The following is a 15,019-nucleotide window of genomic DNA, read 5'->3' as shown; positions in this document are numbered from 1 at the left end:
TGTTGAGACAAAGCGGTGTGCCAAGTGATGGTATTCAAAAAGTATTGTATTTGGCAAATGTTGCACCAAAAAAGGCGTATTTAATGGTGTACAAGCTAGTCAACAAGAGGCATCTGTACGATTTGGTGAACAATCTAAATGTGCTAGCAAAGTAGGTTTGTTAATAAACCGCCGAAAAAAACACGGTTAGTATTTTTTGATTATATTTGCTTACCTTGTGGTAAGGTAAATGAATAATTAAGATGAAAAAGAAAAGCCAAATAGAAACACGAATAGAAGAATCGATGCGCTTCATCGCATATCTTTCTGACAAAAAATTTACGCTTGCCCATATCGGTTTAAGTGATAAAGTTTCTTTTGACTGGACAAAATCAGGATTGTATCTTGAAGAAAAAAACGTTAAGGGCAGAAGAAAATACAATGCCATTGAGTATGTCTGGTTGCGACTTGTTAAAGAACTTCGTGAATTTGGATTGTCCTATGACGCGATTAGAAATGTTAAAAGCGTGGTTCTAAAAAAGGTCAAAGTTCAGGACTATCTACTGCAATTATTGAAAGGAGATTTGAAGAAAGAGGAAGATGTAAAATCACTTCAAACACAAATTAATCTTGCATTAAAGACCAATTTAGAATTGCAAAAAGTAATTAATGAAGGTAGCACCGATTTGATGAATAGTATATTCTGTATGTTGATGTACGAGACTTTTGTTCACAAATCCGATGCTACTCTGTTGATCAAAAAGAACGGAACGACGATAGTAAAAAGTGGGAAACATGTACCCGAAAGTAAAAGCAAGGTTGAAGTTATGAATGAGCCGTTTATTTCTTATCCGTTACGGCATGTTATAATTGAATTTATGCAAAGAGAAAATTTAATGAAGACCGAAATGGCAATGAACATGAAGTAATTCAAAAAGCAAGAAGAAGGAACACTGCACTTTTGGCGGATAAGCACGAGGGGTTAATGAGAGAGGAGGCAAAATGAAAAGGTCAAGAAAAAAAGTAGAAAGATCGCAAGAAGAAAAGCAGAATTTTATAAAAGTTGAGTTAGAAAAACTGAAACAGTGGAAAGCGAAATATGGAAAAAAGATGATAGGAACAACTTTAAAAGCCATGAGAGGATTTGAAAAATTATCGGATGAATTGGCTAATGAAATTGTTGAGCAGCTTGAAGAATATGCTACCATCATCCTGAAACAAATAAACAGACTGAACAAATTAAAACACAAAACGAATGAGCAATAAGCAATTGGAAAATTTTGGGCAGTTTGCAAAAAAAGGTATTGCCTTTAAAACGGAAGGAAAAACTAAAGCAGTTATTTATACTAGAGTTTCCACCAAAGAGCAAGCGGATAATAATGCTTCGTTGGGAACCCAGAAAAAATATTGTGAGCTACACGCCAAAAAGAGAAATTTAACTGTTGTTGAATCTTTCGGTGGCACTTTTGAATCAGCTAAAAGTGATGACCGTAAAGAATTTCAAAAGATGCTGACTTATGTTAAACGCCATGTTGATATTGCATATATTATTGTTTATTCTTTTGATCGCTTTTCAAGAACAGGAGCAAATGGATCTTACATTGTCGAGCAATTAAAAAAGCGAGGAATTATTCTACTTTCTGCAACCCAAGAAGTTGATTCAACAACATCATCAGGCGCTCTGCAACAAGATATGTTTTTTACGTTCAGCAAATTTGACAATGCAATTCGCCGAGATAAAACTGTATCAGGAATGCAAGAAAAACTTAGAAAAGGATTTGTGTGTGGCGCTATTCCATTTGGTTACGACAATACAAATCCCGGTAAAGGAAAATATCCCAATCTCGTTATTAATAAAGAAGGAAAGCTATTGCAAAAAGCATTTGAATTAAAAGCGAAAACCGACCTTACCTATTCCGAAATTACAAAGCAACTTAAAAAACAAGGTTGGAAAAAGGGACACAAAAAATTGAGCGATTATTTTAGAAATCCGATTTACTGTGGCATTATCGTTAGCTCAATTATTCCCGGAGAAGTTATAGAAGGCAGTCATCCGCAAATTGTGTCGAAAGAAATCTTTCTGAAAGTAAATGGTTTATTAAACCAAAAAAATTACGGAGGCACATATCAAAAAGACGATGAAAATCTGCCGTTAAAACAATTCATTATTGCTGATAGTTGTGGTACGGCCTATACGGGTTATTTAGTCAGAAGAAAGAACATTTATTATTATAAGAATAACCGTATCGGAAGCAAAGAAAACAAAAGTGCAAAACAGATGCACGAACTGTTTTTACAAACGCTAAAAGAATATGAGTTGACTGATATTGAATTGAAACAACCGATGAAAGAAATGCTAATTCAGGTATTTATTCAGATGCATGAAGAGAGTATTGCAAATGCACTCGGTTTGGAAAAACAGGTGTCTGCATTACAAATGAATTTGAATAAAATAGGAAAACGATTTGCTTTGGGTGAAATCGATCGTGAACTTTACCTAAAATACAAGGAGGAATTTGATAAGGAATTAACTGACCTTACCGATGAAATCGAAAATTCACATTTTAATTTATCGAACCTTGAAAATGCAATAGATATTGCATTAGGTTCTGCCGCCAATCTCAGTGAGGCATGGTCTTCTGGCGATTTAGAAGAAAAAAGAAGAATTCAAAAAATGGTGTTCCCAGAGGGAATTCGCTATGATCACGAAAAACACGTTTATCGAACCCCAAGAGTAAATTCGATGTTCTCGGCAATCCCTTTAATACGAAGCCATTGGGCGGAAAATAAAAACGGGAAAAGCTCAAATTTTATGAACTTTTCCCGTCTTGTACCGAAGAAGGGAATCGAACCCTTACTCTTTCGAACACGAGTTTGAGTCGTGCGCGTCTACCAATTCCGCCACTTCGGCTTATCCTTTGAAACTTTAGTGTAGAAGGACTATCACTGGGCTTCTCAGTTGTTTTACCCACCTTGGCCAGGGCTACGGCGGATACAAAGAGGCTGCAAATTTAATCATTTTTTCATATTCCGCAATCAAACCTTATAAAAACAAAAAATCCCGCCATTGGTTGAATAGCGGGACATTAAGCCTTTTATCAGTAAGATCAATTGCGCAGCACCGTTATTTTTTTAGTGATGGCCTCACTGTTAATCAATAGCGTGCAGAAATAAAGGCCTGATGTAAATTCGGCAGTGTTAACAGTGGTTGTATAAGTACCAGGTGTTTGAGAGCCTACTTCCTGCGTGCTTACTACTTTGCCTGTCAGATCACTGACGATTAGAAAAACAGTACCTTCCTGCACCAAATTGTACTGCACCGTGAACTGGTTGTTTGCCGGGTTTGGGTACAGCGTGAAAACAGATCTAACTGATTTTTCTTCCTCGATACTCAGCGACAGGTTGATGGTATTCAACGTGGTGTTTGTCACGATGGCTTCGTTGTAATCAAAATAAATGTGTGCGGTATTTTCGATTTCGGTTCCGTTAGCCAATCCTGATTTTGCTTTGATGCGGTATCTCACCCACCCGTGTGACATGGGTTCGTTGGCGTTGCTGTCTGGCAAGTTGATGTTTGGAAAATCAAAACGGATGATGTTCAAATCTGTGAAGATCGGATTCATCAAATGACTGCTTCCTAAAATTTCAAATGTTTCCATGTCTAGTTGGTTGCTGATGGTATCCATCACATAAATATTTAGGGCAGGAGCATTCCCTGTATTCTGGAAATAAACGGTATAATAAAATTCAGTCTCTGGTGCCACTTCACCCGCTGCACCAATTCCGGCAGGAATTACTTCTTTGGCATTTGGATCCCACGGACCACCCACCGTCAAACACATGTACTCATCATTGTTGGACAGGTCAGGATCCGGCAAACTTCCGGTGATATTAATGTCCCAGCAGGATGGAGAACCAATTACTGCAGAAGGATCAGTATAAGTAATCATTCTTACTAGAAAGCCATCGTAATACCCCATGTAGCCGGTAGGCGAAAAATCCCATGTCAGTACATTTCCTACAATACTCGTTGGTGCTGGTCCATCGATCATGCTCACATAAGAAACCAATGGGTCAAGCTCAAGTGTCAACGTTGCATTACCTGCTCCTGTACAACCGAAAGCACCGGCGAAGATTGCCATTTCACCATAACCACCAGGAACGCCAATACCAACCATGGCGGTATGGTAAGCAAAATAATCCGCGCTGGTTACAGGACAAGTCAATCCAAAGTCAAATGAAGTACTCGCTGTCGAATTAAATGTATAGCTACCGGCAACTGGACAGTTGGTGACCATACCCCCCTGAGTTGCACTGATGACCAAATTCGACAATCCTTCAGGTATGGTAAAGTTATAATACCCGCTTTGATTAGAATATCCAAGTGCGATTAGATCACCGGATGAATCATGGATTTGAACAAGAGCATAACCCAACGTATCGTCTCCTGCATCAAAAACACAATTGGAATTATTGTCTTGATAAGTATAGCCGTCAACGGCAATACAGGTTGATGAAATAATCAGCGTTAGGGTGGCAGTGGTGTCTGCATTTCCATCCGGACCTGTTGCAATGATCATTGGAGTGTAATTCCCAGGCAATAAATAGGTGTGCTCGAGAATTCCTCCCAACAAAGAGTCTGAATAAAAATAATCAAATCCTCCGCCATCAACAAGGTCAACCATAAAGCTATTGGAAGTTCCATCCCCCCAAAATATTTCCAATTCAATGCTATCTGTCAGATCGTCGTAACCGGTTGTCTGGCCATACGCATAGAGATAGGTTGTAACCGGTGTAGGACAATAGTTAGCAGACCAGGACATCGAATCCAACAACTCAATGGTTGTTTGAGCTCTCAAACTTGAAGTCAGACTCATGGTCAGCAACAAGACAAAAAAGTAAAAAATACGTTTCATAAGTAGATCATTTTTCAGAAATACAACAGTCAACACAAAGGGTTGCCAAATCTCTCTGATTTATTTTTAAAGACTGCGCAGACTTTGAAAAAGTTGCACTGGTTCTGCAGCAACCGGAATCTGACAGAAAAAAAAAGCCCTGTCACAAAGTAACAGGGCCTTTCAAAAAATAATTGTTCAGCAATTAATTTCTGGTAATCGTCATTTTTTTAGTCATTAAAGTACCGTCTACATTGAGCGTGTAGAAATATACCCCATTGGCAAGTTCGTCTGTTGAAACAACATTTTTATAGGTGCCTTTTGTTTGATTTCCGAAATCTTCTGACATTACAACTTGTCCGGTGATATCAGTAATTACAAGAGAAACATTACCTCCTTGAACCAAATTATATTCAACGGTAAATTGATCGTTTGCTGGATTTGGATACGCAGTGAAACCGGTTGCAGCAACTTGTTCTGTTAAACCAATTTGAGAATTTGCAAATTCAAGGCGAATAATCATTGCACTTGGATCACCGGCTACAATAAGACCTCCAACTGATTGAGCAAGTACAGTTTCTTCAATAGTAGTTTGTGCTTCTGCAAAAGATACGGTGGGATCTCCGCCGTAGTGCCCTGCACAAACCAAATATACTTCACCTGCAACAGCATCCACATTATCTTGTAAGTCAAATTCAATGATGGTTCCAAGATCACCAGTTTCGATCATATAATCACCAGACTGCGTTACAAAAACAAAATCACCTGCACCGTCATCCCATTTATAAACTGAAACGTAGGCAAGTTGTCCGTCACTATTTGCCGATGTAGTTAAACCAACGTGTACACGACCAAAAGTGGCCGGGCCATAAAATTCAAACACATTTCCGATTTGCAATGGCTCACCTGCAGTTGAAACGAAACCTGAAAAGCCTCCTGAAATAATGCCGTTGTCGCGTGCATAAATTGTACCACCAACAGTAATTGGTTCATGCGTTTGAATATTATCAGAGATTAATTGATCAGTAAAGTCATCTGTGATTGCAATCATTTCAAGATCATAAGTTCCGTTTCCGCTTGGAGTCCATCCGTTTGGTGTTTCAATTGAGAAACTGTCAATTTGGTTTTCAGCAAGATTAGTAGTTTGACCTGAAACTTCATCATACTCAACTCCGCCATCTACCTGCACATTCATATAGGTATTGGTTTGTGTTGTTACACCATTGCTTTTAATGTAAGCACCAAAAGTAAATTCTGTAACTTGAGAAGATGGTATTTGATAGTATTCAGTCAACCATGTGCCTGATGTAAAATGCGCCTGTGAAATGGTAAGATCATGTTGATATGCTTCAACCAAAGCAAAGTCATCAATTTGCCATGACCAGCCCCAGCCGCCAACATAATAAAAACGCACCGCAACATTTGACTGATTACCTGCCTGCGATGAAATATTTACCAATGTCTGTACAGGATTAGTTGAACTATACGAATTTGGTGTATAATCAGCATTTACTTCATATTGTGTCCATGGCCCGGCAAGACCGTTTGTGCTAATTTCTACATACGTGTCTTCATAATAATCCATGTAGAATTGTTCAAACGAAACCATTACCGCAGGATATCCTGTCAAATCAAACGTTGAACCATAAGTTAATGTAGCGTCAACGGTTGAACCATCACCTTGCGGATCACAATCATACCAGGCAAAATTTCCGCCTGAAGTTGAATTGATTAAGTCAGGTGCTGATCCCGGACCGGTTGTGTTGATGCTAAAATCATGAGCCGGTGAACCTGTGTTGGCAACTACCCAGTTAGCCGGTGTTGAAAAATCATCTTCATACGTGAGGATAACATCACCCGGCGCACGATCTTGATTACTTAGTGGACGAAATTCTTGCATGTAAGCACCTGTTTGCGCGCGCATAGCCATACCCGCTTGTCCTTGAGCAACTGCAATGCCTGAAATAAGCATAGCACCTGCTAAATAGTAGATTTTTTTCATGTTTAAATTTTAAATTATTAATCACTATTGTCCGGGGGAAAAATTAAAATTTTCAGATAAAGCTTCCCCGGCCATCAAAAAAGATAGGTGATAATTCGCGGCGAATTCTTAGTAAGGACGGGAAGCTCCGTGCAGCGAACGTTCCTTCAACTACAAATGTTCCGGAGATCACCCGTCCGCACTTAGAATTTGCAAGAAGGATTGCCTGTCTTTTTTGCGGGCCTTGACTTTTTGCTTCTTTTGGGTCAAGCCAAAAGAAGAAAGAAACTAAAATAAAAACCGATAACCAAAAGTAAGCCCCACGGTTGATTATTTATTGAAATCAATTGGTGCCATTGGTTTCAAAGTCGTTCTAAAATATTTTATCGGACAGTAATGATTATTAATACTCTCTTATCTTTTGATCTAATACATAATTACGCAAATTTTCATAATTAAGTTGGATAATCACATGTTAGAACAATTTTAAATAATGGCTAAAATTAAGTCTTTTCATCTTGAAATTCAAGAAAAGTGCCTAGCACTGCAGCCATATTTATTTCACACAACCGAATGCTGTGCTTGGAAGGGTAAAATAATTGGTTAAATTTGACCACCTGAAAAACTGTCTGTATGGCAGAAGAATGAAGGAAATGTTAAATCAATAAAATACCTATTATGAAAAAAATTATGCTTTCTCTGCCGGTTGTCCTTGCTTTGGGATTCTCCTCATGTTGTGGATGTGATCACCACACTTCAGAAGATAATCATACAACTGACAGCACACATGCCGTACATGACGAACACGAAGAAGAAGAATCAACCATTGCATTTGACGGAGTAGACCGCGGAGAGTATACCCTATATGGTCATACCGATATTACTGCAGATGGATTTGCTACCGTGACTGAAATGTTCACTGAAATGGAATCAACCGGTGCGTTCAATAGAAAGGTAAAAGTATCTATTCAGGATGTTTGCCAACAAGCAGGTTGCTGGATTACATTTGATGATGAACAAGGTGGCGCCATTCGCGTTTTCTTCCGTGATCACTTTACTATTCCAATTGAAACTCCATCAGGTACTGAAGCTATTCTATTAGGCGCACTGCAAATTGATACACTCAGCGTAGATTTTCAAAAACACTTGCTTGATGATGCAGCCGCTGCCGGTGAAGAAGTTTCACAAGAGGAGTACGATGCAATCACTGAAGATAAAATTGAAAAAACTTTTGACTGCGAATCTATTTTGGTTAAGAAACAGCATTGATAGGGGTTAGGACTTAGGGGTTAGGGGTTAGGACTTAGGGGTTAGGACTTAGGGGTTAGGACATAGGACTTAGGGGTTAGGGATTTTTAGAAAAAAAAAACCGGAACTCCTTGCGGAATTCCGGTGGTGTTAACCAGGGTCATAACATGAATTAATTCTGGAATAACAATTTAGCTTTGTTCACTAATCCGGTAAATTCAATGCGATCTAATTGATCGTTGAGGTTGCATGATTTGGTGATTTGAAGTACATCATCAAACGTAAAGTCACCGATGTATTTTGATTCGCGGAGCAAGAGTGAAAATCCTGCAACTGCAACTGAGAAGCGGAATGTATCACTGCATTTTTCCCATGCATTGAGTGTGTTTTTATTGATGACCACTTCTTTCAAAATGCTGGTATCTTCATTCGGTTTTTTATAGCGCAATTTGATCGTGGCTAGATCACCTGATGATTTGGAATTTTTTTGCTGATACTTTAAATCTGTTTGTTTTGCTTTGCCGGGTACAATTTCATAGATAGCGGTTACCGTGTGTCCTGCACCAAGTTCACCGGCATCTTTTTTATCATCTTCAAAATCTTCAGCATTCATCAGACGATTTTCATAACCAATCAAACGATATTCAGCCACATATTCAGGATTAAATTCAACTTGAATTTTTACATCCTTTGCAATGGTAAATAAAGTACCAGCAAGATTTGTAACCAACACGCGGTTGCTCTCTGAAATATCATCAATGTAAAAGTAATTTCCATTGCCATTATCTGCCAATGATTCCATTTTTGAATCTTTGTAGTTGCCCATTCCAAATCCAAGAATGGTAAGATAAACACCCTGATCTCTTTTTTCTTCAATTAATCTTGTCAATTCCCCGTCAGATGACTGCCCCATATTAAAGTCTCCGTCAGTAGCAAGAATTACTCTGTTGTTTCCTTTCGTAAGAAGATTTTTTACGGCAATGTCATAAGCCTTGTTTATTCCTCCTTCACCATTGGTTGAACCACCTGCTGATAAATTATCAATTGCAAATTTTATCTCATTTTTATTTGCCTCACTGCAACTTGCACCTTCCATCACCACTCTTTCTTCACCGGCATAAGTTACAATAGAAACTTTATCTTTTTCAGTGAGTTGATCAACCAACATTTTGAATGATTTTTTCAAGAGAGGCAATTTATTTTCATCATTCATAGAACCCGAAACATCTAAAAGAAAAACAAGATTTGATGCCGGCAAATCTTCTGTTGCAATGGTGTAACCCTGCAAACCAATATGAACTAATTTATTGTTTTCGTTCCATGGGCAATCCCCTACTTCAGTATAAACAGAAAATACATCTTCTTTTGCAGGCACAGGATAGTTGTAATCAAAGTAATTGATAAACTCTTCAGAACGAACGGCGTCAACCGGAGGTTTCTGACTATCATTGAGCATCCGGCGCACGTTGGTGTAACTTGCATTATCTACATCAATTGAAAAAGTTGACAAAGGATTATTCAACGGAGATAAAAAATCATTTTCAGGCATGTAGGCATATTCCTCCGTATTCATTGCTACATCACTGAAATCATCTGTTGGCGCTTCAATTTTTTGTGCTGACGTTGCATCAGGTTCTGTGGCTGACACGTAAGTAGAATTTTCAACGGGCGTGTTCTCATAATACCCCGCTTCATCTTTGGTATATGAACCTTGCCCACCGCAGGAAATCATGTTCATGACAAGTATTAATCCCGCGCTAATTGTTATCCATTTTGTTTTCATAATTAAAAAGTTTTATTTGTTCGTTCATTCTGTTCAACACAAAGAAGTAACCCGATTAAAATATTTTTCTTTAATTTGGGTTACCTTTTAAATTCCGCGGGATAAATAGACTTGAGCATGAGCAGTGAAAACAATGTTGATCAAACGGTGCTGCACCAGATTCGCATGCGTGATAAAACTGTAATGACAAGTATTTATACTGAAACGTATCCCATGGTATTAAAACATGTATCAAACCATCAAGGCACAGTAGATGATGCAAAAGATATTTTGCAGGATGCTTTCTTTATTTTTATCAAAAAGGCAGAAGAAGCAGACTTTTTACTCACTTCTAAAGTAAGTACCTACCTGGTTGGCATTTCAAAAAATCTCTGGTTAAAAAAATCAGGACGAGTTAAAATAAATTCATCTATTTATCTTGAAGAAAATGGATTCAATGATCATGCAGTTGAAGAAGATGAGCAAGATTTTTTACTCAACCGCACAAAACAACTCAGCCTTGCGCTCAGCAATTTAGGTGAGCCATGCCGCGGCGTGTTGGTATCCTATTATTACCAGAAAAAAAACATGCAGGAAATTGCCGATGAGTATCACTACACCAATGCAGAAAATGCAAAAAATCAAAAATACAAATGTTTGCAAAGGCTGAAAAAATTGTTCTATCCGCATGGCTGATTTTGAAAAAAATATAGACCGGTTTGATGCCTATTACCAGCATGAGATGTCTGCTGAGCAACGCGTATTATTTGAAAAAGAACTTGCTGAAAACTCCGCTCTAAATCAAGAATGGAACAATTACAAAAAATTTATTGCCGATATCAAACTTGCTGCTGAGTATGATGACTTCACTTCTTTCATCCAAACACTAAACAAAAAACCTACAGCTAAAAAGTCTCTGATTTTTAAACCCGCATTTTATTGGCCCATTGTTGGCATTGCGGCAACTTTGGCTATTTTATTCACGGTAGTAAATCCATTCAGTGATTTAAAAAATGAATCAACCGCAGGGAATGATTACCAGAAATTAGTGTATACTCAGCCAACCGCCACACAAGCTGACTCGGATGATTATGCAAATGAAAGTGCTGTTTCAGAAAACGCAACTGATTCAATAACGCTCATGGCCTCGGCTAAAAAACTTGAGATACATTCCGGTGATCCGGCAGGTACTGCTTTTTTGATCTCCAATGAAGGATATTTTATTACTGCATATCATGTAGTTGAACATGCTGAATTACCTGTGCTGCAAAATAAAGATCTCAACCTGACTTTTGAAACAAGTGTTATTTGGTCAGACAGTGCCTCTGATATGGCCATCTTAAAATGTCATGATGATTTGACCAGTCATTTTAATCCGGTGCCTTTCAAGTTTATTAGAAAAAATATTTCATTGGGTGAAGACGTGTTTACCCTGGGCTATCCAAAAAAAGACATCGTATATACTGCCGGTGTAATAAGTTCAGAAACGGGTTATCATTCTGACACTACCACGTTTGAAGTGAGTCTGCCATCAAATCCGGGTTACAGCGGCGCACCCTTATTCACCCGAGATGGTGACCTGGCCGGCCTTATCACGGCCAACAACAGTAAAAAACAAGCAGTGACCTATGTTTTGAAATACACCGTTATTCAGAGACAACTAAAATCAGCTGAAACCGTTGATGGTATTGTCATTTCCATGGCATCTAACTTCACAAAACGATACAAGAAACATGCAGACCTGATACAAGCGTATCGACCTTTCATTTTTGAGGTTCATCTGTAATTTATTTTCATTTTATCTGTTACTTTTTCCTGAACTGGCATTCTATTTGTAACTAACGAATTAACGAGCCGACGCTCTTAAGTTTAAACCGTTTAACTATTTTTAATTCCGCACATTGCATGAATCAGTAACTTTACTCCACTTTTAACGTCATACAACCGTGAAATTACTGCGGACATTCTTATTCGGTTTTCTGTTTTTGGCAATGAATGCTTATGGACAGAGCATTGAGGGCACCGTAAAAGATGCCGACGGAAACCCTGTACCGTATGTAAAGGTTTATGCAATCAATTTCACTAACGTAGGTGCAGTTACCAATGAGAACGGTGAATTCTTTTTTGGCTGTGATTTTGGAAATTATGACTTGCTTTTTAAATGCGTAGGGTTTGAAGATTTTAAAGTGAACGTAACGGTTGCTACACAAACGCCAACACAGGTTCATGTGGTCATGTTACAAAAAGATAATCAGTTGGACGAAGTCAACGTATCAGAGAAGAAAAAAAATCTGGGCTGGGAAATTGTTCAACATGTGATTGACAACAAGAAAAATTTTGCTGATCAATATGAGGGTTATACCTGCAGCGTTTACATTAAGGGAGTTGAAACATTTGATGTAAAAGAAAAAAAACCAAAAGAAGAAGAGGAAGATGACGGGCAACCAAAAGATTTGTTTGAAGAACAAAAAGACGAAATTAAAAATCAGATTGAGGGAGAGAAAAGCCGATTGAACATGGTCGAAATAGGTTTGACCATGCATGTTCAAATGCCGAATAAAATCAAAGAAATTCGCAATGCGTATCAAACCATTGGCAAACCTGATCAAGTCTATTTTCAATCTACCGTAAACGGCGAATTCAATTTCTACAAAGGATTGATCAGAAAAGATGATTTGCATACTTCACCTATTGTGTCGCCATTGCATCCATCAGGCATTCTTTCATACAAATACAAATTGGTAGATATTATCACAGAAGGGAATGATACCATTTACAAAATTGAAATTGGTGCGCGTGATTATGGTACCTCAACTATGGAAGGACATCTGTACATAAAAAAACATGAATGGGTGCTCACCAAAATTGACGTGAAATTGCACAAAGGCAATCTGAAAATTTATGATAATTTCAGAATCATTCAAGAGTATGAACAGATTGATTCTATATGGGTAGTCAGTAAGCAAATATTTGAATACGATACAAAATACGGGAAAGAAACGGTTCATGGAACAACAACGGTTGTTTACACTGATTACATTTTTAATCCTGATTTTCCGGAGAAATTTTTTAATAATGAATTAGGATCAACAGTTGAAGGAGCCTATGAAAGAGATAGTACATTCTGGGAAGATGTGCGCCCAATTCCTTTAACAGAAGAAGAGTTAAGAAAAAAATTTGTACAAGATTCACTCACGGCAATTTATACTCGCAAAGAATATCTTGACTCAGTAGATGCAGTATTCAATAAAATCACTTTTTTGAAAGTACTTTATTTTGGAGTGACACATAGAAATAGAGACAAGAAAACTCAATGGTATTTATCATCCCTTGCTGATTTTTGGGAACCCATTGGTGTTGGCGGAATGCGCATTGGGCCGGGCTTTGACTATTTCAAGAAATGGGAAAATCAACAGTGGATGGATCTCGGTGGTGATATTACCATTGGTTTCAATAATTGGGATCCGCGCGGACGCTTTAGGTTTAGTCACATGTTTAATCCTAAAAAGTTCAGCAGCTACATGGTTTGGGGGTCGCGTGATGTAGATATGGTGAACAGTTATACCGCCTATATGCAATCAATTAAACGCTCAAATTTTTATCTCAATCAACAAGGCGGTGCATACGCGCGAACAGAATTAGTGAATGGATTATTTTTGAGTGGCGGTTTCAGGTTTGAACACCGTTCATCTTTAGATAGTCTTAAATTTAGTCACCTCTTTGATGATCAACTTGAAAATGATTTGCCCATTTCTTTTGATCCATACAATGCTGTCAGATCATCCGTGACCTTGAGTTATACTCCATTTCAAAAATACATCTCTGAACCATACAGAAAAGTTATTCTGGGCAGTCGTTGGCCAACTATTACTTTGTATTGGGAAAAAGGTTGGAATGGTTTACTTAAATCTGTAGTTGATTTTGATTACATCAGTTTAAGTATTGATCAAGAAATTCAAATAGGCACTTTGGGTGAATCATACTACGTGCTCAGAGGTGGCTCATTTATAAATCAAGACAGTGTTTTTTATTTTGATCGTAAATTTTTCAGAGAATCAGATGATGGCTTCTTCAGATTTTTGTTGAGTAATCCGCTATACTCGTTTCAAAATCTTGACAGTAGCTATGAAACTGAAAACTGGTATGCTGAGTTTCACTACATTCATCACTTCAACGGGGCATTGATCAATAAAATTCCGTTTATGAAAAAAACAGGGATAAAAGAATTAGTTGGCGGCGGATTCATCTTCTTACCTGAACATGACAACTACTTTTACACAGAGTTGTACTTTGGTTTAGAACGCACGTTCAAAATTGCGCGGCAACGATTGCGCATAGGAGGTTATGTAATTTTCTCGGTAGCAAATAATGCCTTTGCTCTGCCTGATGAAAGCAAGCCTAAAAACATGCAATTCAAAATTTCATTTGATGTGATGGATGAGCGAGATCTGAAATTCAATTTCTAACCTTACTGTACAGACAACTAAGGTATACCATAGCGCTTTATTATATTCACTTTCTACAATCGTTATTTTTTTGTTATCATCTTCACTAGTCATTAAAACATCTATATATTTGTTTTGACTTTATTTGTTTAAACATATTTATAGATTATGAACTACTTAGCGCTCGCATTTTATTTTGCCACATCCCTTTCAGGTCAACAAGAATTAGACATCAATTTGTCCGCCGTAAAAATAGAATTTACAGAGGCATCAGGTACCAGCGGAACAATTGGCGGATTTGCTGCCGGCATTAAGTTTGATCCTGCTGATTTAACAGCATCAACCATCAGTGGTACCGTTGAGGCAAACACGTTAAACACTGAAAATTCTACTCGAGATAAACACCTTCAATCTAAAGATTTTTTTGAGGTTGAAACCTTTCCGCAGATGTCATTTAAAAGCACATCTATTCAGGCCGAGGGGTCAACATTTGTCATGACAGGTACACTTCAAATCAAAGACGTATCACGTGAAGAAAAAATCACATTCACTTATGATAACAAACTGTTTTCAGGCTCGTCAACCATTCAACTCAAATATTATAACGTTGGTGGGTATACTAAAAAGAAACCTGAACAAACCAACGTAGACATCAAATTTCACATTCCGATTTTGTAATTATTATTAGAACTGATCTCACTACTGCCTT

11 protein-coding genes and 1 tRNA gene are annotated in these 15,019 nt (G+C 37.9%); 8 read left to right on the top strand and 4 right to left on the bottom strand.

From position 1 onward, the window contains the following. Nucleotides 1–242 precede the first annotated feature (242 nt). The 3 genes from IPH66_02570 (at nt 243) to IPH66_02560 (ending at nt 2,857) form a co-directional block, all read left to right on the top strand. Nucleotides 243–908 (top strand): MerR family transcriptional regulator, encoded by a 666-nt coding sequence (locus IPH66_02570; GenBank protein MBK7128236.1) that lies wholly within the window; start codon nt 243–245, stop codon nt 906–908. A gap of 73 nt (nt 909–981) precedes the next feature. Continuing rightward, nucleotides 982–1,245 carry a hypothetical protein gene (locus tag IPH66_02565; GenBank protein ID MBK7128235.1) on the top strand — a complete coding sequence of 88 codons (264 nt, stop codon included), beginning with the start codon at nt 982–984 and terminating at the stop codon, nt 1,243–1,245. Continuing rightward, a complete protein-coding gene (locus tag IPH66_02560) occupies nt 1,235–2,857 on the top strand; it encodes a recombinase family protein (GenBank protein MBK7128234.1) in 1,623 nt (540 codons plus the stop codon). The genes IPH66_02565 and IPH66_02560 overlap by 11 nt, the downstream gene beginning before the upstream one ends. Here the strand turns inward: IPH66_02560 and IPH66_02555 are convergent. The 3 genes from IPH66_02555 to IPH66_02545 form a co-directional block, all read right to left on the bottom strand. Beyond that, nucleotides 2,811–2,890: transfer RNA gene (locus tag IPH66_02555), tRNA-Leu, on the bottom strand. The genes IPH66_02560 and IPH66_02555 overlap by 47 nt on opposite strands. 196 nt (nt 2,891–3,086) lie before the next feature. Continuing rightward, a complete protein-coding gene (locus IPH66_02550) occupies nt 3,087–4,895 on the bottom strand; it encodes a T9SS type A sorting domain-containing protein (protein ID MBK7128233.1) in 1,809 nt (602 codons plus the stop codon). A 184-nt stretch (nt 4,896–5,079) separates the two neighbouring features. After that, complete coding sequence (locus IPH66_02545; GenBank protein ID MBK7128232.1) at nt 5,080–6,876, bottom strand: T9SS type A sorting domain-containing protein; 1,797 nt, start codon at nt 6,874–6,876, stop codon at nt 5,080–5,082. 657 nt (nt 6,877–7,533) lie between these two features. On the opposite strand from IPH66_02545, the gene IPH66_02540 reads away from it, so the two are divergent. Then, nucleotides 7,534–8,124 carry a DUF4920 domain-containing protein gene (locus IPH66_02540; protein MBK7128231.1) on the top strand — a complete coding sequence of 197 codons (591 nt, stop codon included), beginning with the start codon at nt 7,534–7,536 and terminating at the stop codon, nt 8,122–8,124. A gap of 151 nt (nt 8,125–8,275) precedes the next feature. On the opposite strand, the gene IPH66_02535 is transcribed toward IPH66_02540, so the two are convergent. Beyond that, nucleotides 8,276–9,886 carry a VWA domain-containing protein gene (locus IPH66_02535; protein MBK7128230.1) on the bottom strand — a complete coding sequence of 537 codons (1,611 nt, stop codon included), beginning with the start codon at nt 9,884–9,886 and terminating at the stop codon, nt 8,276–8,278. A gap of 117 nt (nt 9,887–10,003) precedes the next feature. On the opposite strand from IPH66_02535, the gene IPH66_02530 reads away from it, so the two are divergent. The 4 genes from IPH66_02530 to IPH66_02515 all read left to right on the top strand — a co-directional run bounded on the left by IPH66_02530 (nt 10,004) and on the right by IPH66_02515 (nt 14,988). Further along, the gene (locus IPH66_02530; protein ID MBK7128229.1) at nt 10,004–10,561 is read left to right on the top strand and encodes a sigma-70 family RNA polymerase sigma factor; all 558 of its coding nucleotides are present in this window, start codon (nt 10,004–10,006) and stop codon (nt 10,559–10,561) included. Then, on the top strand, nt 10,554–11,651 hold the full coding sequence (locus IPH66_02525; protein MBK7128228.1) for a trypsin-like peptidase domain-containing protein: 1,098 nt from the start codon (nt 10,554–10,556) through the stop codon (nt 11,649–11,651). The genes IPH66_02530 and IPH66_02525 overlap by 8 nt, the downstream gene beginning before the upstream one ends. Before the next feature lie 160 nt (nt 11,652–11,811). Continuing rightward, nucleotides 11,812–14,331 (top strand): carboxypeptidase-like regulatory domain-containing protein, encoded by a 2,520-nt coding sequence (locus IPH66_02520; GenBank protein MBK7128227.1) that lies wholly within the window; start codon nt 11,812–11,814, stop codon nt 14,329–14,331. 147 nt (nt 14,332–14,478) lie between these two features. Continuing rightward, nucleotides 14,479–14,988, top strand: coding sequence for a YceI family protein (locus IPH66_02515; GenBank protein MBK7128226.1), 510 nt, complete (start codon nt 14,479–14,481; stop codon nt 14,986–14,988). The last annotated feature ends 31 nt before the right edge of the window (nt 14,989–15,019 follow it).

The organism is Crocinitomicaceae bacterium (genome assembly GCA_016708105.1).
In the GTDB taxonomy this organism is placed as follows: Bacteria; Bacteroidota; Bacteroidia; order Flavobacteriales_D; family Crocinitomicaceae; genus JADJGJ01.
The sequence above is the reverse complement of the archived record's forward strand: the minus strand, read 5'-3'. Positions and strand labels throughout refer to the sequence as shown.

Coding starts and splice junctions, on each gene's coding strand:
- IPH66_02545 (MBK7128232.1), bottom strand. CDS start 6,876: ATGAAAAAAATCTACTATTTAGCAGGTGCTATGCTTATTTCAGGCATT.
- IPH66_02525 (MBK7128228.1), top strand. CDS start 10,554: ATGGCTGATTTTGAAAAAAATATAGACCGGTTTGATGCCTATTACCAG.
- IPH66_02550 (MBK7128233.1), bottom strand. CDS start 4,895: ATGAAACGTATTTTTTACTTTTTTGTCTTGTTGCTGACCATGAGTCTG.
- IPH66_02515 (MBK7128226.1), top strand. CDS start 14,479: ATGAACTACTTAGCGCTCGCATTTTATTTTGCCACATCCCTTTCAGGT.
- IPH66_02530 (MBK7128229.1), top strand. CDS start 10,004: ATGAGCAGTGAAAACAATGTTGATCAAACGGTGCTGCACCAGATTCGC.
- IPH66_02565 (MBK7128235.1), top strand. CDS start 982: ATGAAAAGGTCAAGAAAAAAAGTAGAAAGATCGCAAGAAGAAAAGCAG.
- IPH66_02540 (MBK7128231.1), top strand. CDS start 7,534: ATGAAAAAAATTATGCTTTCTCTGCCGGTTGTCCTTGCTTTGGGATTC.
- IPH66_02535 (MBK7128230.1), bottom strand. CDS start 9,886: ATGAAAACAAAATGGATAACAATTAGCGCGGGATTAATACTTGTCATG.
- IPH66_02560 (MBK7128234.1), top strand. CDS start 1,235: ATGAGCAATAAGCAATTGGAAAATTTTGGGCAGTTTGCAAAAAAAGGT.
- IPH66_02570 (MBK7128236.1), top strand. CDS start 243: ATGAAAAAGAAAAGCCAAATAGAAACACGAATAGAAGAATCGATGCGC.